The 23,114-nt window shown below is 46.4% G+C and carries 19 protein-coding genes; 11 read left to right on the top strand and 8 right to left on the bottom strand.

Annotated elements, in window-relative coordinates; translation table 11 throughout:
• Nucleotides 1-129: 129 nt before the first annotated feature.
• From Q369_RS0114440 to Q369_RS0114425, 4 genes are read right to left on the bottom strand one after another with little or no spacing between them, the layout of a single operon-like run.
• Nucleotides 130-1,179: a hemin-degrading factor gene (locus tag Q369_RS0114440; RefSeq protein ID WP_031528508.1), complete on the bottom strand. Its 1,050-nt coding sequence runs from the start codon at nucleotides 1,177-1,179 to the stop codon at nucleotides 130-132.
• A 24-nt stretch (nucleotides 1,180-1,203) separates the two neighbouring features.
• A complete protein-coding gene (locus Q369_RS0114435; RefSeq protein ID WP_031528507.1) occupies nucleotides 1,204-2,007 on the bottom strand; it encodes a heme ABC transporter ATP-binding protein in 804 nt (267 codons plus the stop codon).
• Nucleotides 2,004-3,110: a FecCD family ABC transporter permease gene (locus Q369_RS0114430; protein ID WP_031528506.1), complete on the bottom strand. Its 1,107-nt coding sequence runs from the start codon at nucleotides 3,108-3,110 to the stop codon at nucleotides 2,004-2,006. Before Q369_RS0114430 ends, Q369_RS0114435 begins: the two co-directional genes overlap by 4 nt.
• A gap of 5 nt (nucleotides 3,111-3,115) precedes the next feature.
• Nucleotides 3,116-3,946: a heme/hemin ABC transporter substrate-binding protein gene (locus tag Q369_RS0114425; protein WP_031528505.1), complete on the bottom strand. Its 831-nt coding sequence runs from the start codon at nucleotides 3,944-3,946 to the stop codon at nucleotides 3,116-3,118.
• Nucleotides 3,947-4,176: 230 nt separating this feature from the next.
• Between Q369_RS0114425 and Q369_RS0114420 the strand changes: the two genes are divergently transcribed.
• The 6 genes from Q369_RS0114420 to Q369_RS0114395 all read left to right on the top strand — a co-directional run bounded on the left by Q369_RS0114420 (nucleotide 4,177) and on the right by Q369_RS0114395 (nucleotide 11,741).
• Nucleotides 4,177-5,448: a cation:dicarboxylate symporter family transporter gene (locus Q369_RS0114420; RefSeq protein ID WP_031528504.1), complete on the top strand. Its 1,272-nt coding sequence runs from the start codon at nucleotides 4,177-4,179 to the stop codon at nucleotides 5,446-5,448.
• 299 nt (nucleotides 5,449-5,747) lie between these two features.
• Nucleotides 5,748-7,481, top strand: coding sequence for a M3 family oligoendopeptidase (locus tag Q369_RS0114415; RefSeq protein WP_031528503.1), 1,734 nt, complete (start codon nucleotides 5,748-5,750; stop codon nucleotides 7,479-7,481).
• 78 nt (nucleotides 7,482-7,559) lie between these two features.
• Nucleotides 7,560-7,811, top strand: a complete 252-nt coding sequence (locus Q369_RS0114410; protein WP_031528502.1) for a hypothetical protein — start codon at nucleotides 7,560-7,562, stop codon at nucleotides 7,809-7,811.
• Nucleotides 7,812-8,037: 226 nt separating this feature from the next.
• Nucleotides 8,038-9,114, top strand: a complete 1,077-nt coding sequence (locus Q369_RS0114405; protein WP_031528501.1) for an NAD-dependent epimerase/dehydratase family protein — start codon at nucleotides 8,038-8,040, stop codon at nucleotides 9,112-9,114.
• A 56-nt stretch (nucleotides 9,115-9,170) separates the two neighbouring features.
• The gene (locus Q369_RS0114400) at nucleotides 9,171-10,118 is read left to right on the top strand and encodes a glycosyltransferase (protein ID WP_031528500.1); all 948 of its coding nucleotides are present in this window, start codon (nucleotides 9,171-9,173) and stop codon (nucleotides 10,116-10,118) included.
• A gap of 6 nt (nucleotides 10,119-10,124) precedes the next feature.
• A complete protein-coding gene (locus Q369_RS0114395; RefSeq protein ID WP_031528499.1) occupies nucleotides 10,125-11,741 on the top strand; it encodes a hypothetical protein in 1,617 nt (538 codons plus the stop codon).
• Here the strand turns inward: Q369_RS0114395 and Q369_RS0114390 are convergent.
• The 4 genes from Q369_RS0114390 to Q369_RS0114375 form a co-directional block, all read right to left on the bottom strand.
• Nucleotides 11,733-12,173 (bottom strand): RrF2 family transcriptional regulator, encoded by a 441-nt coding sequence (locus Q369_RS0114390; RefSeq protein ID WP_031528498.1) that lies wholly within the window; start codon nucleotides 12,171-12,173, stop codon nucleotides 11,733-11,735. The two genes, Q369_RS0114395 and Q369_RS0114390, sit on opposite strands and share 9 nt — an antisense overlap.
• Nucleotides 12,174-12,339: 166 nt before the next feature.
• Nucleotides 12,340-14,745 carry a 3-hydroxyacyl-CoA dehydrogenase/enoyl-CoA hydratase family protein gene (locus tag Q369_RS0114385; protein WP_031528497.1) on the bottom strand — a complete coding sequence of 802 codons (2,406 nt, stop codon included), beginning with the start codon at nucleotides 14,743-14,745 and terminating at the stop codon, nucleotides 12,340-12,342.
• A 36-nt stretch (nucleotides 14,746-14,781) separates the two neighbouring features.
• The gene (locus tag Q369_RS0114380) at nucleotides 14,782-15,252 is read right to left on the bottom strand and encodes a MarR family winged helix-turn-helix transcriptional regulator (RefSeq protein WP_031528496.1); all 471 of its coding nucleotides are present in this window, start codon (nucleotides 15,250-15,252) and stop codon (nucleotides 14,782-14,784) included.
• A gap of 139 nt (nucleotides 15,253-15,391) precedes the next feature.
• On the bottom strand, nucleotides 15,392-16,636 hold the full coding sequence (locus tag Q369_RS0114375) for a TlpA disulfide reductase family protein (protein WP_031528495.1): 1,245 nt from the start codon (nucleotides 16,634-16,636) through the stop codon (nucleotides 15,392-15,394).
• A gap of 139 nt (nucleotides 16,637-16,775) precedes the next feature.
• Here Q369_RS0114375 and rsmH point away from each other — a divergent pair, with 139 nt between their 5' ends.
• The 5 genes from rsmH to mraY all read left to right on the top strand — a co-directional run bounded on the left by rsmH (nucleotide 16,776) and on the right by mraY (nucleotide 23,114).
• On the top strand, nucleotides 16,776-17,708 hold the full coding sequence (rsmH, locus tag Q369_RS0114370; RefSeq protein WP_031528494.1) for a 16S rRNA (cytosine(1402)-N(4))-methyltransferase RsmH: 933 nt from the start codon (nucleotides 16,776-16,778) through the stop codon (nucleotides 17,706-17,708).
• Between the two features lie 23 nt (nucleotides 17,709-17,731).
• Complete coding sequence (locus tag Q369_RS0114365) at nucleotides 17,732-18,145, top strand: FtsL-like putative cell division protein (RefSeq protein WP_031528493.1); 414 nt, start codon at nucleotides 17,732-17,734, stop codon at nucleotides 18,143-18,145.
• Between the two features lie 48 nt (nucleotides 18,146-18,193).
• Nucleotides 18,194-20,338, top strand: coding sequence for a PASTA domain-containing penicillin-binding protein (locus Q369_RS0114360; protein ID WP_031528492.1), 2,145 nt, complete (start codon nucleotides 18,194-18,196; stop codon nucleotides 20,336-20,338).
• Nucleotides 20,339-20,345: 7 nt separating this feature from the next.
• On the top strand, nucleotides 20,346-21,827 hold the full coding sequence (locus Q369_RS0114355; RefSeq protein ID WP_031528491.1) for a UDP-N-acetylmuramoyl-L-alanyl-D-glutamate--2,6-diaminopimelate ligase: 1,482 nt from the start codon (nucleotides 20,346-20,348) through the stop codon (nucleotides 21,825-21,827).
• A 72-nt stretch (nucleotides 21,828-21,899) separates the two neighbouring features.
• Nucleotides 21,900-23,114, top strand: coding sequence for a phospho-N-acetylmuramoyl-pentapeptide-transferase (gene mraY / locus Q369_RS0114350; protein ID WP_031528490.1), 1,215 nt, complete (start codon nucleotides 21,900-21,902; stop codon nucleotides 23,112-23,114).

Genomic DNA, 23,114 nt, shown 5'->3' with positions numbered 1-23,114 from the left:
TTTGTTTCATAAAGTTAGCAAATATTTACATCTTAATTCACTTTATCAGCTTTATTTTAAACAAAAAAACCGGCTCGAAGTGAAACCGGTTTTCTTCATTACTATGGCGAAATTTCGACTTAAAGTTTCTTAATTCAACTTAGTTACAGCACGTTCCAGCAGCTCGGGCCATTCTTTCAATTCAGGTATTCCCGGCTTTCTTTTCCCAAAGAATTGATTGAACATGACGCCTTCTTTGTCGATCAGCTCGATGCCCGTCACGATCCCATCTTCCGTCGGCTTTCTCACGATCCAGGCTTCGTCTATTGCATCTTCCCGCAAATGCAGGTTAAACTCGGGATCCATAATATTTAGCCACGGCCCCATTACAAAAATCTTGTTGATCGACCCGGTATGGATCTGAATGCAGTTGGGATTTGAAACAAAAACCATAATGGGAAGTCTTGTTTCTGAAACCGCATCAAAAACTGGTTTCATACTTGCAGGCGTGATCTGGTAGGCGTAACCCTCAGGCGCAAGACGCAGCGCCTGTTTGCGGGTTAGTTTGTATTTGCGCAGCAATGTGAAGAAATCGTGCGTGTCTTTCAATGCAAGCCACTCAGACTGGAATGCGGCAACATCAATGTCCGGCGCAGTTTCTGGCTCGTCAATTTTCTCCGGTTTTGATGCAATTGCCAAGCTAACTTCCTGATCAGCAGCTGTGTATTTTGCTGCCAATGCATCGTAAGCTCCCTTGTTACTTTTTTCTGTCAGGTAAATCTTATGTGTTGCTTCTCCAAAGCTGTTGAAGAATTGCAGACTGTGCCGGTCATTTTCCGAAACGGCAAAACCAAATTTCCAGTCGCCGAGAAACAGCCTGAGATCGATATCCTCACCGAGCACAAGCCCTACGTGGTTATTGAAAGATATTTTTTCGTAAACACCTTTGCGCTCGTGGACTACGTGATCGTTGCGGGTAAGTGCCATGACGTAGCCCAGTGAGCCGACCTCTTTGATCAGTTCCCTGAAATCACCGTCAAGCAAAGTTGCGTTTTCACCTATTCCGGTTGCAACGAGCTCGGCTTCACTTGTATTCAGCTGCTTTGCGGCATCGCGTATTCTTGTTTTCGGATTAGCAACCTTAAATTCTTCCCAACGCTCTTTGAGCTCAGTTCTGTCTGGTGAAAGGGTCGATTTCATATTCTTGTATTGTTAGAGTGATATTTAGATATGAGGGATACCTGGCGAAACCGATGCGATATGAGGTACGATGATCGGGAATTGCAGGTTTTCAGATTTTACCAGCTGTACAGGTAGGCCGAATGCAGCTTTGATGTACTTCTCATTTAAAACTTCCGCTGGCGGGCCTATCGCAAAGCTTTCGCCATTTTTCAGCATCAAAACCTTATCTGCGTACTGCAGAGCCTGGTTGAGATCGTGGATTACCGCCACTACTGCAAAACCTTTGGCAGTCATTTTCTTAGCAAGTTGAAAAGTTTCAAACTGGTGAAGCAGGTCCATTCCGGTAGTAGGTTCGTCGAGCAGTAAGAGTCCATTGTCCACCTCCCATATCTGCGCCAATGCGCGGGAAACCTGTACGCGCTGCTGCTCGCCACCGGAAAGTGTCGGGTATAAGCGTGATTTTAGATGCGCTATCCCTACTTTTTGCAGGCACAAATCTACAATCGCCAGATCACGTTGTGCAGGTTGAGAGTCGTAGAAGGGGTACCGTCCCATGAGTACGATTTCCTGCACGGTAAACGACAATGCAATCGAATTGTGCTGGGTAAGTACAGCCCGTTTCCGCGCCAATTCGCGCAGCTTGTATTTTCTAAGCTCTTTTCCCCTGAACAAAACAGTACCTGAACCAGGTGTAAGCTCAGCGGACAGCAACTTGATCAAAGTAGATTTGCCGGCGCCATTTGCGCCGATAATTGCCCAAAACTCTCCCGGATTTACAGAGAAGCTGACATTGTGTAAAAGCCTGCGACCCCGCACCTCAAAGCCTACCTGATTAATCTCCATCATAGCCTTTTTCGTTTTTGTTCCCAAAGAATATAAATGAAAAAGGGGGTGCCCAGCAATGCAGTAAGTATCCCGATAGGCAGCTCAGAAGGCGCTACAATGGTTCTCGACAGCGTGTCGGCCAGGGTAAGTACAACGGCGCCTGCAATTGCCGAACCGATAATCAGCGTTTTATGGTTGGGCCCAAAAGTGGTGCGTATAATGTGAGGGACTACCAGACCGACAAAGCCGATTGTGCCTGCTACTGCTACGGAGGCGCCAACACCCATTGTTGCCAGGATAATGACTTTTCTTTTAAGCGATTTCATATCTACGCCCAGGCTTGCGGCCTGGCTTTCTCCTAAAACCAGCAGATTCAATGCCTTGGCCAGATAGGGCATGAACAAAACGGAGATACCTACAAAAGGCGCGACTGCCAGCACAGAAGTCCACGTAGCGCCGCCGAGACTCCCTAAATTCCAGAATGTAATGCTGCGTAATTGCTGATCGTCAGCCAGGTACGTCATCAATCCCGTGATCGCGCCGACAAATGCATTGATCGCTATACCGCAGAGCAGGAGCGTGGTTACGCCGCCCTCCCCGGCCACTTTCGACAGTTGATAAACAAAAAACGTCGTAAGTGCTGCGCCGAGGAATGCGACGAATGAAATGCTGTAAACGCCCGCGAGCTCATTCAGCATTCCGAGATATTTAACGTTGAGCATAAGTACAAATACAGCAAAAAGGGACGCGCCTGAGGTAACACCGATCAGCGTGGAGTCCGCGATCGGGTTCCTGAAAAGTCCCTGCAGGGAAGCGCCTGCAATCCCCAGCCCAGCGCCTATCAGCACTGCCAAACAAACCCTCGGCAACCGGATCACCCAAAAAACAATGGATTTCTGTTCCTCAATTGTAGTTTCCCGGATCAGTCCCAATTTAAATGCGACTATTTCGGTCAACTCTTTCATTGAAATGGAAAGCGCGCCGGTGCAGGCAGAGAAAATGATACTGGCAAGCAGGATCAAACCCAATATCCAGGCCATTTTCCGGGTCGAAGATGGCAGGAACAGCCGCTCTTCTGCGTGCGGTTTTTCTGTATCAGGTTCTTTGACGATCTCGGCCAGCATAATACTTAGTTAACTTTTTGCGACAATTCCAATGCAGCTTTTCCAAGCCTCGGTCCGAACCCGGTAAGGAACTGACCATCCATCGTGACTATTTTTCTGTTTTTTCCTGCATTGGTGTTCGCAATTCCAGGCACTTTCAACAATCCGTCCGTTCCTTCCAAACTCTCCAAACCGCTGGAAAACAGCACCAATACATCGGGATTCGCAGTGATCAGCGACTCAGCGGTGAGTGGTTTGAAATCAGTAAATCCCTGCACTGCATTCTTGTGACCTGTCAGCAGGAACATTTTGTCGAGCGAGGTGCCGGTGCCCGACACCATCAATGTGCCTGTGCCTCTGGCATATATAAAAAGTAATTTTTTTGGTGACTTTGGTGACTTAATCTTCGCCAGGTCATTTTCCAGCGCTTTCACCATTTTCTCCGCCTGCGGCTTTGCATTAAAGTAGGCACCCACTTCCCTGATCAGGTTGATTGCACCTTCTTTGGTATACTCATGCTTAAATTCCACCACCTTTTTTCCGGAACTCCCAAGCTGTTTGAGCACTGCCGGCGGCATCATACTTTGATTCGTGTAAATGATAATGTCCGGATTCAGAGAGAAGATACCCTCTGCTGCAATGGTACGGTTGTGACCGATCTTCGGGATTTTGTCAAGCGAAGCCGGGAATGTGCTGGTTACATCCACGCCGACAATATGTTTTTCCAGTCCTAGGCCCACCAAAATCTCACTTAATGTCCCATTGGTAGAGACAATGCGCGCCGCATTTACATTAGATATCGTGTAAATGGCTAATAGAATGAAGACACTTAATCTTTTGATAAATCCGTCGCGCATAGCTTCTTATTTCGCCGGAAAGTACTTCCGAATGCATTTGATCGAATGGTTGATCGCAAATATATGGCATTAATTTAGACCAAGTATAAATAGTTAAGAAAAAAATGAGTTGGCCACGACTAAATCCGCAGCAGCAATCTTTATTATTGTAAATTCATCAAAATGCGCAAAGGGCTGTGTACGCGCTTTGCACTTGACTGATCTGTTCCTAACTCTTATACCTGCTGATCTTGAAAAAGTTATTTACCAATCTTACCTTCTGGGTACTTACCGCAATTACGGCGGGGGCTTTGCTCGGGCACTATTACCCGGCTCAGGGAGTTGAGATGGAATTTTTGGGCAAAGGCTTTATCCAGATTGTCAAGATTTTTATCAATCCGATCATTTTCCTCACGATCACGCTCGGGATTATCGGAATGGGCGATTTGAAAAAAGTGGGCAAAGTAGGTGCCAAAGCGCTTATTTACTTTGAGGTAGTTACTACGCTGGCGTTGGTTGTCGGAGTGGTTGTTGCCAATATTATCCAGCCGGGAAAGGGGGTAGTGACAAGCAACTTGCAGAAAGGGGATATTTCGGTGTATGCAAGTAAGGTCGGCGATTTCAGCTGGCTTCAATTCTTTCTCGACAATGTTACTTTACAGGTTTTGCTGTTTTCACTTGTTCTGGGAACAATCCTGAGCAAGTATTCGGGAAAAGACAAGGTTATTCACTGGCTGAATTTCGTGTCCAAATACGTTTTTCGCGCATTGCACCTGGTGATGATTTTCGCCCCGATCGGTGCATTCGGCGGAATGGCGTACACGATCGGAAAGTACGGGATTGATACGCTCCTGCCGCTTGCCAAGTTGATGGGTACCGTTTATGCCACAATGGCGATATTCATTTTCGGGGTACTTAGCCTGGTTTTGAGAATGTACAAAATCAATCTCTGGTCTTACCTGAAATACATTCGCGAAGAGCTGCTGATCGTACTCGGCACATCTTCTTCGGAAGCTGCATTGCCTTCTTTAATGGTCAAGCTGGAAAGAATGGGCTGTTCCAAACCGGTTGTCGGACTGGTGGTACCGGCAGGTTATTCCTTTAATCTCGACGGAACAACGATTTACCTTTCGATGGCAACGATCTTCCTGGCGCAGGTCTTTGATGTACACCTGACTTTCGGGCAGATACTGTCTTTGATCGGGATTTTAATGGTTACCTCGAAAGGGGCCGCAGGCGTAACGGGAAGTGGTTTTGTGGTACTAGCCTCGACATTGACAGCAATTAAGGTAATTCCTCTTGAAGGACTTGCATTACTGCTGGGTGTTGACCGTTTCATGTCCGAAGCCCGCGCTATCACCAATTTTATAGGAAATGGAGTTGCAACGATCTGGCTGGCGAATAATGAAAAGGAGTTTGACAGAGACAAAATGAATTATGCATTTGCGAACATCAGGGAAACAGAGAATGTTGTAACTGATAACCTGAGCGATGTCACGCAGCCAAAGGAGACGAAATTGTAGGAATTTCGTTATTTTATGAAGTGATAAATAGTGAAAGTCATGAACTATAAAGCGTTTACAGAGGACAAAGACTTTGGAGAATGGGTCTATGCACATCATATATCCGGGATCAGCGTCATTTTTCTCAGATATCATTTTTTGAGACCGAGGCAATTACTAAAGTTTTGATAGAACTTCTGAATGAACGTCCTGATGAGCTTTATGATCATTTTACGACAGTTACAATAAAGAAGATCAGGTCGCGGTCTTTTTTATAGATAGCTTGTACATCGATTAAGTATTACCAACATTATAACACCATGATTGAACAGGAAACAGTACATACACCAACCCGGGCGAGCCGGGTTTTTATTGGGGAAGAATTTGATTTGAAAAGCTGGAATGATGTTGAGCCCTTTTTTGAGAATTTGAAAAATCGGGAGATCAACTCGGCAGAAGATTTGAAACAATGGTTCTCAGATCGCAGTGAAATAGAATCCTACTTGTCTGAAAACTTTGCATGGCGCTATATCCGCCAAACCTGCGATACTGCTAATACAGGACTAATCAATGCATTGCAATTTTTCATTACAGAAATTCAGCCCAAGCTGGCAGAATATGGTAATGCTTTGGACAAAAAGGTTGTCGATAGTCCTTTCCTGAATGAGCTGACAGAACCCGGCTTTGCGATCACATTGCGGGGAATGAAAAAGGCGATCGAGATTTTCCGCGATGAAAACATTCCGCTCATAACCGAAATGCAGACCGAAGAGCGGAAATATGGCGCAATAGCAGGAGCTATGACGGTCACGCTGGATGGAGAGGAAATGACCTTGCAAAAAGCATCTGACCGGCTGCAATCCACAGACCGCACGATCAGGGAAGAAGCCTGGCGTGCAATCAGCGAGCGCCGCTACCAGGATCATGATAAGCTGGACGAGCTGCTGAACTCGCTGGTTACGCTGCGTAACAAAGTTGGGCAGAATGCAGGTTTCGACAACTACCGCGATTATATGTTCGCCGCAATGGGCCGGTTTGACTATACGCCAGAGGATTGCTTCAACTTTCACGGTTCAGTTAAAAAAGCGGTGGTACCTCTGCTAAATACCATGGCAAGTGCGAGAAAGGATTCGCTGCAGGTGGATTCACTTCGTCCGTGGGATACTAAAGTAGATCCGAAAGGTTTGCCGCCATTGAAACCATTTGCAACTGGCGAGGAGCTTTTGGACAAAACGATCCGCTGCTTCACCCGCCTTGATCCTTTCCTTGGCAATTGCCTGAAAGTGATGAAGGCTATGAACCACCTTGACCTGGAATCGCGGAAAGGAAAAGCGCCGGGTGGTTATAATTATCCGCTCGATGAGATTGGCGTACCTTTCATATTCATGAATGCAACGTCCAATCTGCGCGATATGGTGACGCTGCTGCACGAAGGCGGCCACGCGGTGCATTCGTTTGTAACCCGCGACTTGGCATTAAATTCATTCAAGCATACACCTTCCGAAGTAGCAGAACTGGCTTCCATGTCTATGGAGCTGATTACAATGGATTTCTGGGACGAGTTTTTTGAGAATGAGAACGATCTGAAACGCGCTAAAATCCAACACCTCGAATCTATCATCGAAACGCTACCGTGGGTTGCGACAGTAGACAAGTTCCAGCATTGGATGTATGAAAACCCACAACACACCGCGACTGAACGCCAGGCAGCTTGGGTCAGGATTTATGAAGAATTTACGGACTCGGTCATGGATTGGAGCGGGATTGAAAACTTCAAGAAGTACCTCTGGCAACGTCAGCTGCACATTTACGAAGTTCCTTTCTATTATATCGAATACGGAATTGCGCAATTAGGGGCAATCGGAGTCTGGAAAAATTACCGTGAGAATCCGGCAGCCGGACTGAAAGGGTACCTGGATGCACTCAAACTTGGCTACACAGCCCCAATCGGTGAAATTTACCAGGCGGCAAATGTTCCTTTTGATTTTTCAGAGAGGAATATCACCGAGCTGATGCAGTTTGTAAGCAACGAACTGGAAGCGCTAAAAAAATAACAATCCGTCTGTCAACGATTTGGTGGTTATGAAAATGGCGGCTATTTTTGCGCACAATACCATTGAACTGTCAAAGAAATGAAACTATATAGAATTGTTGCATTTGTAGCTTGTGCGGCGTTGCTTACTTCCTGCGAATACCAGAAGTATAACCATATTGAGCAAAAGGACCTGAACACTGGAAATGAATATGTTTATGGTGTAAGTCCGGATTCTTTGCCGCGTCAGATGTCATACAAATATGATCCGCAGCCTAAGCTTGATACACGTGTAAATAATATCAGAGCAAAGCTTTACGGCGGAATAACCAACTCGGTTGTGAAGCAATAGCAGCATTTCAGTCAAATTATAAGGAGATATCCCTGCCAGTGCGGGGATATCTTTTTTTTGATCCTGTATTGAATATTTTCAATATCAGTTCCTGCCGATAGCTTGTTTGCGGCCGTCCATTCAATAACCGATGTTGCGAGATTTTGAACATTTTTAATTTACTTTACGTATTCGAGGCAAGTAGATCTGGTATTATCAAGAACTAAGTAATTAAAAATACACTAACATGGATATAGCTTTGGTAACCGGCTCTGCTGGATTAATAGGAAGCGAATCGGTTGCTTTTCTGGCTGGCAAATTTGATCTTGTCATCGGTGTTGACAATAATTTGCGTCAATACTTTTTCGGAGCTGATGGTAATACAGAGTGGAACCGCAACCGTATCCAGGAAGCTTTTGGAAATTATAAGCACTACGCAGCAGATATCAGAGAAGTAAGTGAACTGGAGCCTATTTTCAAAGAATACGGTTCTGATATTAAAATGATTGTTCACGCAGCCGCACAACCTAGCCACGACTGGGCAGCCCGCGAGCCTTTTACCGACTTTGGCGTAAATGCGGTAGGTACGCTGAACATGCTTGAAATGACCAGGCTGCACGCTCCTGAGGCAGTATTTATATTCACATCAACAAATAAGGTCTACGGAGATAATCCCAATTACCTGCCGCTGGTAGAGTTGGAAACACGCTGGGAAATTGACGAAAACCATCCCTATTTTGAAAATGGTATCGACGAAAACCACAGCATTGACCATACAAAACACTCAATTTTTGGTGCTTCGAAAGTGGCTGCCGATATCATGGTTCAGGAGTACGGCCGCTATTTTGGAATGAAAACGGCAGTTTTCCGCGGAGGCTGCCTGACAGGCCCAAATCACTCTGGTGCGCAACTACACGGATTTTTGGCTTACCTGATGAAATGCGCCATCACAGGTAATCATTACACGATTTTCGGTTACAAAGGCAAGCAGGTACGCGACAATATCCACAGCCACGACCTGGTGAATATGTTCTGGCATTTCTACCAAAACCCACGTCCGGGCGAGGTGTATAATGCAGGCGGCGGCCGTTTTGCGAACTGTTCAATGCTGGAAGCAATTGCATTGTGCGAGCAGATCACCGGAAACAAGCTCTCCTATTCATACTCAGAAACAAACAGGATCGGCGATCACATCTGGTATGTGAGTGACCTTTCTAAATTCAAATCCCACTATCCGGATTGGAACTGGGAGTACGGCCTGGTGGAAACTTTAACTCAGATTCACGACGGTATCTCTTCCCGCCTGGGCTTAAAAACGGTTTAATTGTATTTTTGAATCTCCGGAGCATTCCGCTTCGGAGATTTCTATTTCCTCCCCCGATGTCAGAAAACATTGTCATTATCATTCCCCAATTCAACGACTGGGAGGCGCTGAACCTGCTGATACAAAAGATAAATGCCGACGTTGACACGTCCATTCTGGCAAATACCACCTTAATGATTGTCGACGATTGTTCGTCCAGGCTGCGGCAAGTTCCCTTTGCTCCGTTTAGCGGAAAAGAGATCAAGGTTTTAAGGCTGTATCGCAATCTGGGACACCAGAAAGCAATTGCAATCGGGTTGTCTTATGTAGCTGAAAACCTCGCGGCCGACAAGGTGATTGTAATGGATGCAGACGGGGAAGATGCGCCGTCGGATATCAACAGCCTGGTGCGCAAATCACTGGAAGTGCCTGATACCATTATTTTTGCGGAAAGAAATAAGCGGACGGAAGGTCCTGTTTTCAGGATTTTTTATGTGATCTATAAATTGATCTTCAAGCTTCTGACAGGCAAGATTATCACCTTTGGAAACTTCAGTCTGGTTCCGCACAGCAGACTGCAAAACCTTGTGCGTGTCTCCGAAATCTGGAATAACTATCCGGGAGGAATTATAAAATCACGCATTCCCTACGACTCCGTACTCACAAACCGCGCGAGAAGGCTCGCCGGAGAAAGCAAAATGAATTTTGTTTCTCTCGTTTTGCATGGTTTGAGCGCGATCTCGGTCATGATCGACACTACCGCGGTGCGTCTCCTGATCTTTTCCATTTGTATGTCCGGACTTGCGATCGCATTTATTTTCGTGATCGTTTTCCTGAAATTGATAGGGAATGCAACACCTGGCTGGGCTTCTACTTTGGGAAGTACCCTGATGATCCTGATGCTGCAAGCATTTCTGATATCTCTTTTTCTGGTGTTTATGGTGTTGCAATACCGTTCGCAGCAACACTTCATTCCGGCGGTACATTACAAGGATTTCGTGGAGAAGGTTGAGACTTTCAGCTAGCCGCCTATGATTAATTTCGATCATTCCCCGACAGTCTACTGGTTGCTTGGCTACCTGCTGGCCGGGATGATTGTTTTGTTTGCGGGCTACAAAAAGCTCCCTGCTAACGCATTTGTTCTGCTCGGCATCGTGTTGCTTTTCATGATGCGTTTGCCCGTGATTGTGTTCAATCGGGAACTTAATCCCGATGAAAGCCAGATGCTTAGCCACGCGATCACGCTTTTTCAGGATCCTGTGTACTGGCGCTCGGTCGATGGTACTACCATTGGTCCGCTCGACAATTACCTGCTAGTCATTCCCCGCCTCTTAGGCTTTGAGATCAATTACACTTCCGGCAGGCTGATGGGGCTTCTTTGTTCCGCAGGCTCGCTGCTTTTTCTGTTTTTTGCATTAAAGAATTGGTTTGAAGAAAGGACAGCGCGACTTGCCTGGATTGTACCTCTTGTTTTGCTGTCTTTTACGCAGGAGGTCGATTTTGTTCATTATTCGAGTGAGCAGTTTCCGGTGTTTCTTTTGGCACTCTGCATTTGGTTGCTGTCCAGAATAAGTACTCAAAATGGAAATTTGCAACCCAGTGCTTTTCTGCTCGGGCTGGTTGCGGGCGCTGTTCCTTTTGCCAAATTGCAGGCAGTTCCGCAAGCTTTTGTCCTCGTCTTCGCAGCGTTGTTTTATGTATATCAATGGTTTAAAAATCGGCGGGACATTGTTCCGCTCGTTTTGCTTCTCCTGGGCGGTCTTACCTTTCCGTTACTTGCTCTGATCTGGACTTTGGTGCACGGCGTCTTTCATGATATGATCGACTTTTACCTGCTGGGAAATGCAATTTATGCAGGAGGCGAAGGCTTCTTGGGTATTCCCGGTCAGTTCTGGCGTATTTTCAGCTTGTCGCCTGATTTTCAAATTTATACCTATGCGCTTCTCGTTCCGATACTAGTTAGTGTTGCAGGCTTTTTTAATGCAGCAGAAAAGAAGAAAGGTAAACGGGTCGTTTTAACTACAATAATTTCGCTGCTACTGGCGGGCGTTTATGCAGTCACGAAATCCGGAAACGATTTTATCCATTACCTTAATTTCTGCATTCTCCCGTGGAGCTTACTCGCTGCCGCAGGTATTCAGAGGATCAGCAAGTTTGCAATTATTTTCCCGGCAGCGTTTCTGTTATGGTTTGCAGGAAATGATGCATTGGGATTTGTAAAGGAAAGAAGACTCAACAATTTCTATTCGGTAGACGCAGTAACACTGGCGCAAAGCCCGGTTGTTCAGGAATTGAAAAAGTACAGTTCCGGTACCGACTATATGATCGTGTGGGGCTGGCAATGCAGGTATTACGTGGAGGCGCAGCTAGCACAAGGTACCGCTGAAAACCATTCAGAACGGTCTATATTCGCACATCCGATGCGGGAGGTTTACCGCGCCAGGTATATGTCGGATCTGGAACGCACCAGGCCGGCATTTGTGCTGGATGCAGTTGGGAAAAACAGTTTTTGGGTACAGGACAAAAAAACGCAGGGCATTGAAAGTTACCCTGCGCTGCTGACTTTCGTCCAAAACAATTATAAGTATATCGGAGACTTCGATGGTACGCGGCTGTTTGTCCGCAAAGACCGGGCGGTTTTAAGGTAAAATGTCCAATCCTGCATTCTCTGCACGCAACAGGTCGTTCAGTGTTGTTTTATCCAGAACCGCCAGGTTAGCGTCGCGCCACCTTTCCAGCACAGTTCGCAGGCTGCATGTTTCTTCATCTTTGCAATCATCGCACCGACCGTAAAAAAACATTGAAACGCACAAAGCCGGAGCGATTGGTCCGTCAATAATCCTCAGTACCTTGGAAAAATTAACCTCTCCCGGCGGCACTCTCAGCAAGTATCCGCCGCCTTTTCCTTTCTGACTTTGTAAAACGCCATTATTGCGCAAATCGAGCAGAATCGCTTCCAGGAACTTCTTCGGGATTTTCTCTTTTTCCGCGATGTAAGATATCAGTACAGGACCTTTTCCATATTGCTCTGCTAAAACTTTCAGGGCTTTCAGCGCGTATTTGGCTTTTTTTGAAATCATTGTTGATTATTAGGCTCTTTTTTGGGGTTGGGATCGGCGCAAATATTAGACGGTTTTAGAAAAGATTTTAGTTGATCCATTCTAAATATCGAATTTTTGAGCGGAAATCCTAATATTCGAAAACACAAATCCGCCTGCTAATAATTCCATTTACGAAATGCAGCCGCTAGTTACGCGGTGGCTTGCCTCCGTTCAATAGTCCCTGCATTCGTTCAAGTGTTTTCTTTTCGCCGCAAAGTGAGAGGAATGCTTCGCGTTCGAGATCCAGCAGGTATTGCTCAGTAACCAGCTGAGGATAGCTCAGATCACCTCCGTTAATTACATAAGCCAGCTTGTTCGCAATTTTCGCATCGTGGTCGCTGATGTAGTTGGCGAGCCGCATTTGCGCTATACCTGCCATGAAAAGCGCCATTCCGGTTTTTCCTTGTACCTTGATATCATTGCGCTGCTTAGGCTGTGTATAACCATTATCTGCCAGATCCAATGCGGCTTGTTTCGCCTCTGCGATCAGGCGTGAGCGGTTGAGTACGATCTGGTCTTTTTCCTGCAGGTAATTCATTTCCAGTGCTTCCTGTGCCGAAGTGGATACTTTCGCCTGCGCAATATTCATGAAAGCAGTTTGCAGGATATTAAGCTCAGGATCTCCGACCTTGTACAGATCGGAGCAGCGCAGCGCCATTTCCTTGGTACCGCCGCCGGCCGGGATTAGTCCTACACCCAATTCTACGAGACCAATGTAAGTTTCTGCGTGCGCCACAATCTTATCTGCATGCAGGTTCAGCTCACAGCCGCCTCCCAGTGCAAGCGTGTGCGGCGCAGTTACCACCGGGATAGACGAGTACCGTGCACGCATCATCGTTTGCTGGAATTGCGCAATTACCATATTGATCTCGTCAAATTCCTGTTCTATCGCAAACATGAAAAGCATTGCAAGGTTAGCACCTGCCGAAAATGCCTCGCGGGACTCATTGCCGATCACCAGTCCGTGGAAATCTTTTTCTGCAATGCTGATACTCTTCTGAATACCCTCGATTACCTCGGAGCCCATTGTATTCATTTTGGATTTGAATTCCAGGTTCAGAATTCCGTCTCCAAGGTCGTACAAATTGGCGCCTGCATTCTTCCATACTATATTCTGAGAAAGGTTGCTCAGAATTACAAAGCTGTCCTGGCCAGGGATCTTCTGGTAAGATTTTGATTGAATATCATAATACAGCCGCTTTCCATTCTCGATTCTATAGAAAGACTCATTGCCCGCTTCCACCATTTCGTACACCCAGGCAGCAGGTTTTTGATCAAGGCTTTCCATGATACCAAGCATGTTTTTCAGCCCGATCGCATCCCACGTCTCAAACAGACCATATTGCCAGCCAAAACCGGCCGAAATGGCCTGGTCGATCCGGAAGATCTCGTCAGATATTTCAGGAATGCGGAAAGTGGCGTAGCGGAAAATGTCAGCAAATGTCTTCCTGTAAAATTCACCCGCCTTGTCTTCGCCGGTTAGCAGCACCGGAAACCGCTTCCACACATCGCTGATCGCCTTGGTACCTTCCAGTGTGGCAAACTTAACTTTTTCAGAAGGCTTGTATTCCAAAGTTTGAAAGTCCAGCGCGAGGATTACAGACTTACCTTTTTCATCTTTTACTTTCTTATAAAATCCCTGGCCCGTTTTGTCTCCAAGCCATTTATTGTTAAACAATTTCTGCATAATGGAAGGCAAAACAAATGCATCTCGCGATTCGTCTTTTCCTTCTCCCGAGGCGTATAAGTTATTGGCCACGTGCACAGTAGTATCCAGCCCGACCACGTCAGAAAGCCGGTAGGTACCCGATTTGGGGCGCCCTGCGACTGGGCCTGTGAGCTTATCCACTTCGTCCACGCTCAAACCCATTTCCTCCGCAACACGGATCGTCTGGATCAATGCGTAAATGCCGAGGCGGTTGGCGATGAAGCCCGGGGTATCTTTACAGAGGACAGTTGTTTTGCCCAAAAACAAATCGCCGTAATGCATTAAAAAGTCAATTACCTGCTGATCTGTTTCGTGGGTCGGGATAATTTCAAGCAGGCGGAGGTATCTTGGCGGATTGAAAAAGTGGGTACCGCAGAAATGCTTTTGAAAATCCTCGCTGCGCCCCTCGGCCATCAAATGGATCGGTATACCCGATGTGTTGGAAGTAATGAGCGTACCCGGCTTGCGCAGCGCATCCACCTTTTCGAAAAGGCTTTTTTTGATATCCAGCCGCTCCACTACCACTTCGATCACCCAATCGTAATTTTTAATATCTGCCAGGTTATCTTCAAAATTCCCGGTCTTAATGCGTGAAGCAAATGAGGGACTATAAAGCGAAGCCGGTGTCGCTTTGAGGGTTTGCTGCAGCGATTCGTTTACAATTTTATTTCTGAATGCAGGATGTTCAGCAGATATTCCCTTCGCCTTTTCTGCGTCGGAAAGTTCTTTTGGGACAATATCGAGCAGAAGTACTTCCACACCAATATTGGCAAAGTGACAGGCGATCCTGGAACCCATGATGCCGGAACCCAGCACAGCTACTTTACGGATTGAACGATTCATCAGTTAAAGATTTTGGTTTTTAGAATAGCAGCAAAGTCAGAATGCTTCTTCTGCATCGCCTTCGCCAGCTTTAATTTTCTGGTTTTCCTCCTCTACGAGCCTGTTAATATCTTTTATTACATCAAAAAAAGTGACCAGCTTGTCCAGCGGGATTTTGTCCCTCACCATTGTATTAAACGAAATTACACCCTCACGGGCCAGCTCGCGTTTCTCTTTACCGAGCTCTGTCAGCACAATTCTTACAAAACGTTTATCATTTTCACTTACCTCCCGCTTAATCAATCCCTTCTCTTCCAATGTTTTAAGCATTCGAACCAGACTCCGTGGCTCCATTCCGAGCAGCGGCGCGATCTTGGTAGCAGGCGTGCCGTTTTCAATGTCGATATTCAAAAGCACATAGCCCACTGACATGGTTGTGTCGTAACGCGCAGCATAGGCATTGTACATTCTGGATATGGAATGCCAGGCCCGTTTTATCTGAAAATCAACCGTTTTCTCTTTCCGCATTGGTCTTGATCTGCTAAATGATATCAGTTAAGCCTTGTTCACAAATGTAAAAACCGCAGTAGTATTATGCAAGCATACTATTTTTTGGTCAAAAAAATACACCGCGATGGCTGGTCGCGGTGTATTTGGTTATGCTTGCTTATTTTTCGCTGATCAGCTTGTCCATCAGCGTGTTGAATTCAGTGACAAACTCATCATAGTATTTGCCGGTACCAGGACCTGAAAACCCGGTGTGTATCTCGCGTACTTTTCCTTTTTTGTCAAGAAAAATGGTTGTCGGATACGACATTACTTTGTTGAGCATTGGAAGCGCTTTCGCAGTGGCTTCGTCGGTGCTTGTGCCGGCCAGCACAACAGGGTACTGAATGCCGAAACGCTCTACCATTTTGGTGATTTTCGGATTGGCCACTTCCGGCTTGTCCGAACGTTCGAATGCAAGTCCGATGATCTCTACGCCACGGTCTTTATTCTTTTCGTACCAGGGTTGCAGGAAATTTGTTTCGTCCATACAGTTGGGGCACCACGAGCCCATGATCTGGATGATCACCGGCTTACCTGCAAAACGGGGATCTTTCAGCGTCCATTCTTTTCCGCTCGGATCCGAAAATTTGAAGTCAACCGTTTCAAACCCGGGTTTCATAAAGGTCAGTTTCACTGGATCGGGTAATGTTGCATTGGGATCCAGCGTTGCATTCCAGCTTCTGAAACCTTTAATACCTGACCATAAAGATCCGCTCATTTTTCCGTCTTTTACCGCCGCCTTGAAGAGCTTCGCATTGGATCCGTCGAATGTGGACAAGTACAGGCTGTCCCCATTAACACTGCCTGTCAGGTAGCGATAATCTCCGGTAGTTGTCAAAAAAGAGCCTGTTACTTCTGTTCCTTTCTGCGTCAGAGTTCCGAGTGCCTGGGTAGAGTCCCCGGTTTCATCATTGATGAAAACAGTAGCCCATTTCCCGGAAACATTCTGCGAGCTCTTCGCCTGTCCTTCTTTGAAGAAAGTGTGCTTCTCGCCGAACCTGGCTTCAAATGGAAGTGAGCCCGATACAGTTCCGTTAGCGAGACGGTAATAAGTACCTTTCAGATGCTCCTCTTCGGCTTTTGCGACGATTTTGGCATCAAAAAGCTCCATGGTAATAACAAGTGAATCATTCTCAAAATAGGCAGTGTCCATGCTGAGTTTTTCCTCACCGTTCAATGCATAAACGTTGTATGTTTTTCCATCGGCATTTTTGGAGATATCGAGCAGAAATGGAAGCTCCTGATTGTCGCGGTTGAGCGTCGCCCTCCAAATGCCATTTTTAAGGTTAGCTTCGGAGGAGGATTTACAGCCAATTTGAAACACTAAAAATAATAGGGAGGCTGCCGAAATGATTGCTCTCATAAACAGTTTGTTATAGTATAAATATAAGTGCGGCAAGAAAATTAAATCCGATGAAAGGCGCAATTCCTACGGTCTAAAATTGCTAAGTTTGTAACTGCCGCCTGGTAAAAATTAGTTCCTAAAAACGTTTCTTTTCACAATGGATCAACCGAGTACCTATCACGAACCTGTTATGTTACAGGAATGTCTTGAGGGATTGCAAATTGATCCGGCTGGTATTTATGTCGATGTCACTTTTGGCGGAGGAGGACATTCCCGGGCGATACTCGACCAGCTTACTACAGGTCACCTGTTTTCATTTGACCAGGATCCCGACGCAGCAGTAAATGCACAGGCTTTCAAAGGCGATCAGCGCTTCACCTTTATAGCGGCCAATTTCAGGCATTTAAAACGCTACCTCAAATTACATAAGGCCGAAAAAGTAAATGGTATCCTGGCCGACCTGGGCGTTTCTTCACATCAGATCAATACACCGGAAAGAGGGTTTTCCACAAGATTCCAGGCCGACCTTGATATGCGGATGAATCCGGGTATTGACAAAACGGCGCGCGAAGTTTTAAATTCGAGGTCGGCGCGGGAGCTGCAGCGCATTCTCGGGATGTATGGAGAGGTAACCAATGCCAAAACGGCTGCCGATGCGATTTTCGCGGCGCGCCACAATACACCGATTGAAACGGTCGATGATTTAAAGAGCATTCTGCTTCGGTTTGCGCCTAAACATCGTGAAAACAAATATTTCGCGCAGGTTTTCCAGGCTTTGCGCATTGAGGTAAATGACGAGCTGCTGGTACTGGAAGAGTTTCTCTCGCAGGTTCCCGACGTACTTGCGCCGGGTGGCAGGCTGGTGGTAATGTCTTACCATTCGCTGGAAGACAGGCTTGTCAAGAATTTTATACAAAAGGGAAAGTTTGACGGAGAAGTTGAGAAAGACTTTTACGGAAATGTTTTAAAACCTTTAAACAGCGTTACCAGAAAGCCTGTTGAGGCAAGTGAGGAGGAATTAGCAAGAAATCCACGCGCAAGGAGTGCGAAGTTGCGGATTGCTGAAAAAGAACAGGTTTTTGCTGAGTGAACGATCAATTTGGAGGAATTAGAATGGCAGAGAACAAAAGAAAACCAAAACCAAAGGCGCCCAAGCCACCAAAGAAAAAGCGGGAATATCACCTGTTTAACTGGCTCAACAAGTTCCTGCCGCTCGATAAGGTTTTCGGGGACAAAACACCAGGTCGCGAGGAGCGGCTTCCGGTTAAATATTTCTACTATTTTGGCTGGGTTGTGATTCTGCTCGTCGCTTACGAAAGGATCGGATTCCAGTCTGAGCAGTATGTGCGGAACAGCATCAAGCTTAAAAAGGAGGTAGATGATCTCCGGGCCGAGTACCATTCCATCCATTCCGAATATCAGAAAAGCAAAAAACAGTCGGTTATTATTGAAAAAGTGAAGGCGACCGGCCTGGAAGAGAACCTGACCCCCCCCAAGAAAATCTTTGTCAAAGCAGACGAGTATTAAACCGCATTCAACTCTGAAAATCGTCAAAAGTAATTTTTTCTTCCCGGTATGAAGAACGAGATCGAAAGTGGTCAAAACAACAAGAAGGCACTTATTAACAGGGCGCGGACTGTCGGCTGGCTGTTGTTCGTGCTGGCTATACTTGTTTTCGTAAAGCTGATCCGCGTCCAGTATTATGATGAGTTCAAAGGCAAAACCTGGGCTGAGTATTCTGTCAAAAATGACCTGAAACTAGATACGATTCCGGCAATGCGCGGAAATATCTATTCTAATGATAAAAGCCTGCTTGCTACTTCGCTGCCTTACTATTATGTCGGTTTGGACACCAAAGTAGCCGATTCGACCTACTTCTACGATCATTTGGACGAACTCGCTTCCCTGCTAGCAAAAAGCTTCAAGGAAAATACAGCGGCGGGTTATCGCAGTAAAATTTTGAGATACCGCGTAAGTAAATCGAAGCGGTACCTGCGATTGAAGAGTCGTGAAATCAGTTATCTCGAACGGGAGAAGATCAAGCAGTGGCCATTTTTTGCCAAAAACAGAAAAGGCGGCGGAGGTAAATTCGAGACGATCTACAAACGCTATAAACCTTACAGTCCGATGGGTGACCGCACGATCGGCGGTATTGACCCGAAAACGGGGCGGGGCTATATCGGGCTCGAAGCGAGTTTTGACAAAATACTGGAAGGGAAATCGGGGATAGGCTGGGTGGAAATGGTTGAAGGCGGAATGAAGATACCTGTCGGGGACGCACTCAATGTGCAACCGGAGGCGGGCCGTGACGTGTACACAACCCTCGATATGAAGATTCAGGATATGGCTGAGATCGCATTGCGACGGAAACTGACAGAAATGAATGCGGATTTTGGTTCTGTGGTCATCATGGAGGTAAAAACCGGTGAAATCCGTGCTATGGCGAACCTGACGAGGCGGGGCGAAAACAAGTACGAAGAAGTGTTCAACTATGCATTAGCCGGCAGCAATGATCCGGGGTCGACTTTCAAGCTGGCTACGATGATGGCGCTTCTGGAAGAAACCCACATGGATCCGGACAAGATCATGGTGAATACCGGAAATGGTGCAATGCGGTTCCGGAGCAATATCATCCGTGATGCGCACCGCGGCGGGTTCGGCACGATCACAGCTTCACAGGTTCTGGAAAAATCATCCAATATCGGCATTGTACAGCTAATGATGCGGTATTTTGCCAACAAGCCTGACAAGTACCTGCAGTACCTCAAACAATTTCATCTGACTGAGCCTACGGATATTCAGATGAAAGGTGAAAAGCCGCCGCTAATCCGTAATCCTTCGTCGAAGCAATGGAGTTCTTACTCGATGTACTACATGGCGCACGGTTACGAAATGCAGCTTACTCCTTTACAAACGCTTGCCCTTTATAATGCGGTGGCCAATGACGGTTACTGGGTGAGGCCGATGATCGTGAAAGAGATCAGGAATGCAGAGGAGATAGAGGACAAAATGGAACCTTACGTGCAAGAAAAGCCGATTTGCTCCCCGGAGACGATCCGGAAAGTAAAGAAAATGCTGGAAGGGGTTGTAAATAATGGTTTGGCAAAACATATCAAGAGTGACTTGTACCAGATCGCAGGCAAGACCGGAACTGCCCGCAAACTGATCAACGGCATTTATACAGAAGGTAAGAACTACACATCTTTCGCGGGGTACTTTCCTGCTGACAAACCTAAGTACAGCTGTATCGTAGTAATTGATAACCCTAAAAGTTCAGGCGCAGACTATACGCGGTATGCGGGAAGTGTGGCGGCGCCAGTTTTCAAAGAAGTAGCCGACCGCATTTATGCATCCGAAGTGGGCATTCAGAAGCCGGTCAAAGATTCCATTCCGGAGGAATCCAAGCCGGTCAAGTGGGCAGGCAGAACTTCTGATCTCAGGGTAATCAGCAAGGAGCTGAAACTTACACCTGCGCCGGAGGATGCGGAATACGCGGCTGCTTCGCTTTACAAGAAGGGGAAAACGAACTGGCGGTCTGCTGATGTACTATCTAAGGAAGTCCCCGATTTGCAGGGAATGTCAATGCGGGACGCGCTTTATTTATTGGAAAACAAAGGTTTTAAAGTGACTTTCAAAGGGTCAGGTAAAGTGGTGGAGCAATCGCTGCCGCCGGGCGCCAATAAGGAAGGGATTAAAACAATACTATTAACCTTACAGTAACTTCTTGATGGACAACAATCAGGATAAGATATTAAGTACGCTTCTTTCTGACGTGAAAGGTGCCCGGGTGACGGGTTCTGATGATATAACGGTCAATGCACTTGTACTTGACTCCCGCAAAATTCTTACGGGAAGTCTATTCGTAGCACTGAGGGGGACACAGACGGACGGGCACCAGTACATTGGGAAAGCCACGGAACTAGGCGCTAGTGCGATTTTATGTGAAGAACTGCCTTCGCAAATCAGCGATAATGTTACCTATATCCAGGTAGAAGATTCGGCGGCAGCAATGGGGCTGATCGCCTCCGCCTTTTACGATCATCCCTCTCGAAAGGTGAAGCTTGTGGGAGTAACCGGGACGAATGGAAAGACGTCTGTCGCTACCTTTCTTTTCCAGCTTTTCAGGGCGCTGGGTTATCGCTGCGGGCTGCTGTCTACTGTTCAGAACCAGATCGAAGACGAGGTAATCGCCTCGACCCATACCACGCCCGATTCCATTGCATTGAACCACCTGCTTTCTCAAATGGTGGCCAGGCACTGTACGCATGTTTTCATGGAGGTAAGCTCACATTCAGTGGCGCAGCACAGGATTACAGGTCTTCACTTTGCCGGCGGTATTTTCACCAATATCACCCACGACCATCTCGATTTCCATAAAACATTTGACAACTATATCGCTGCCAAAAAAGGCTTTTTTGACCAGCTCCCGAAAAGTGCGTTTGCATTGGTGAATATCGACGATCGCAGAGGCGCTGTGATGGTGCAGAATACGAAAGCCAAAATCGAGACTTATTCGTTGCAGACGCTCGCGACTTTCAAGGGAAAAATCATCTCTGACACGCTGGCGGGTATGCATATGGACGTCAATAACCAGGAGGTTTGGTTTAGGGTAATCGGACGTTTTAATGCATATAATTTGCTTTCTGTATACGGAGCGGCTGTTTTACTTGGTGAAAAGGAAGACCTGGTACTAACCGAGCTTTCAAACCTGAAAAGTCCTCCCGGCAGATTCGAACAATTCCATTCTGCCGATCAGATCGTGGGAATTGTGGATTATGCACATACGCCTGACGCACTTGAAAATGTACTCGAAACCATCACGCATTTACGGAATGGAAATGAGCAGGTGATTACCGTGGTGGGCTGCGGAGGAAACCGCGACGCTGAAAAGCGCCCGAAAATGGCTGCAATTGCGTGTAAGTTCAGCAACAAAGTTATATTGACTTCGGATAATCCCAGGTTTGAAAATCCGATGGACATTCTGGAACAAATGCAGAAGGGAGTACCGCCATTGGACTACAAAAAAACAACTACCATTGCGGACCGGAGAGAAGCAATTTTCAAAGCGGGACTTTCGGCAAATCCGGGTGATATAATTCTCATTGCAGGTAAAGGCCATGAGAATTATCAGGATATACAAGGCGTAAAACACCATTTTGATGATAAGGAAGTACTGCTTGAAGTTTTCGAAAAGCGGTATTCCAATTAAATACACAATGGCTTTTTGCGTAGTCTTGGAAAAGCCCCAACTTTGCAGCCGTCACCCCCAATAAGCTTTTTCATGCTCTATTACCTATTTGATTATCTCGACAGAAACTTCAATATACCCGGCGCGGGCGTATTCCAGTACATTTCTTTCCGCGCTTTGGGTGCAACTGTGCTGTCGCTTTTTATTGCTGCCACCTATGGTAAGTCGATAATCAATTTTTTAAGGAGAAAGCAAATGGGCGAGTCGATCCGTGATCTTGGATTGACAGGACAAATGGAAAAAGCGGGTACACCGACTATGGGCGGGTTCATTATCCTTGCTTCGCTGCTTATTCCCGTTATTCTCTTCGCAAAGCTTACCAACGTATACATTGTGCTGCTGATCATCACCGCTTTATGGACAGGTTTGATCGGGTTTGTTGATGATTATCTGAAAAAATTCAGGAATAATAAGGACGGACTGCACGGCCGTTTCAAGATCGTCGGACAGGTGGGCTTGGGTATTATCGTAGGTGTGACACTTTCTTTCAACGACAGTGTGAGGATCAGAATATATGATCAACCGTTACTAAGTTCCAGCCTTGGGGAGATCCAGCGGTACCGTGATATTATTCATCCGACAGTGACTACTATCCCTTTTACCAAAAACAATGAATTTGATTACAAAACATTGCTTTTCGGGTGGTTACCAGAGGAATATACCTGGGTGATTTACACAATCGTCGCCATTTTCATCATCACAGCAATTTCCAACGGAGCGAATATTACGGACGGGATCGACGGGCTTGCTGCGGGCGTTTCGGGTATTATTGCATTGACACTTGGCGTGCTGGCTTATCTTTCGGGTAATACCAAGTTTTCGCAGTATTTGAACATCATGTACATTCCGAACTCGGGTGAGCTGGTAATTTTCTGTGCAGCATTTATAGGAGCGTGCGTCGGGTTCTTATGGTATAATGCATATCCTGCGCAGGTATTTATGGGTGATACAGGGAGTTTAATGCTGGGCGGGGTAATCGCAGTAATCGCGCTGGCGATCCGCAAAGAATGGCTGATCCCTATTATGTGCGGTATTTTCATAGCTGAAAACCTGTCGGTGATCATGCAAGTCAGCTATTTCAAATATACCCGGCGAAAGTATGGGGAAGGCAGGCGCATTTTCCTGATGTCACCACTGCACCATCATTACCAAAAGAAGGGAATTCACGAATCTAAAATTGTAACCAGGTTCTGGATCGTAGGGATTATCCTGGCCATTTTGACGCTGGCGACATTGAAGCTCCGTTAG

The organism is Dyadobacter crusticola DSM 16708 (genome assembly GCF_000701505.1).
Lineage (GTDB): Bacteria > Bacteroidota > Bacteroidia > Cytophagales > Spirosomataceae > Dyadobacter > Dyadobacter crusticola.
This window is presented reverse-complemented; position numbering and strand designations above follow the sequence as displayed.

Excerpts from the sequence above, each read along its gene's own strand:
- Q369_RS0114425 (WP_031528505.1), bottom strand. The coding sequence starts at position 3,946 with ATGCGCGACGGATTTATCAAAAGATTAAGTGTCTTCATTCTATTAGCC.
- Q369_RS0114355 (WP_031528491.1), top strand. The coding sequence starts at position 20,346 with ATGGACAACAATCAGGATAAGATATTAAGTACGCTTCTTTCTGACGTG.
- Q369_RS0114410 (WP_031528502.1), top strand. The coding sequence starts at position 7,560 with ATGAAACTATATAGAATTGTTGCATTTGTAGCTTGTGCGGCGTTGCTT.
- Q369_RS0114390 (WP_031528498.1), bottom strand. The coding sequence starts at position 12,173 with ATGATTTCAAAAAAAGCCAAATACGCGCTGAAAGCCCTGAAAGTTTTA.
- Q369_RS0114405 (WP_031528501.1), top strand. The coding sequence starts at position 8,038 with ATGGATATAGCTTTGGTAACCGGCTCTGCTGGATTAATAGGAAGCGAA.
- rsmH (WP_031528494.1), top strand. The coding sequence starts at position 16,776 with ATGGATCAACCGAGTACCTATCACGAACCTGTTATGTTACAGGAATGT.
- Q369_RS0114415 (WP_031528503.1), top strand. The coding sequence starts at position 5,748 with ATGATTGAACAGGAAACAGTACATACACCAACCCGGGCGAGCCGGGTT.
- Q369_RS0114400 (WP_031528500.1), top strand. The coding sequence starts at position 9,171 with ATGTCAGAAAACATTGTCATTATCATTCCCCAATTCAACGACTGGGAG.
- Q369_RS0114360 (WP_031528492.1), top strand. The coding sequence starts at position 18,194 with ATGAAGAACGAGATCGAAAGTGGTCAAAACAACAAGAAGGCACTTATT.
- Q369_RS0114385 (WP_031528497.1), bottom strand. The coding sequence starts at position 14,745 with ATGAATCGTTCAATCCGTAAAGTAGCTGTGCTGGGTTCCGGCATCATG.
- Q369_RS0114435 (WP_031528507.1), bottom strand. The coding sequence starts at position 2,007 with ATGATGGAGATTAATCAGGTAGGCTTTGAGGTGCGGGGTCGCAGGCTT.
- Q369_RS0114430 (WP_031528506.1), bottom strand. The coding sequence starts at position 3,110 with ATGCTGGCCGAGATCGTCAAAGAACCTGATACAGAAAAACCGCACGCA.
- Q369_RS0114440 (WP_031528508.1), bottom strand. The coding sequence starts at position 1,179 with ATGAAATCGACCCTTTCACCAGACAGAACTGAGCTCAAAGAGCGTTGG.
- Q369_RS0114375 (WP_031528495.1), bottom strand. The coding sequence starts at position 16,636 with ATGAGAGCAATCATTTCGGCAGCCTCCCTATTATTTTTAGTGTTTCAA.
- Q369_RS0114380 (WP_031528496.1), bottom strand. The coding sequence starts at position 15,252 with ATGCGGAAAGAGAAAACGGTTGATTTTCAGATAAAACGGGCCTGGCAT.
- Q369_RS0114395 (WP_031528499.1), top strand. The coding sequence starts at position 10,125 with ATGATTAATTTCGATCATTCCCCGACAGTCTACTGGTTGCTTGGCTAC.
- mraY (WP_031528490.1), top strand. The coding sequence starts at position 21,900 with ATGCTCTATTACCTATTTGATTATCTCGACAGAAACTTCAATATACCC.
- Q369_RS0114365 (WP_031528493.1), top strand. The coding sequence starts at position 17,732 with ATGGCAGAGAACAAAAGAAAACCAAAACCAAAGGCGCCCAAGCCACCA.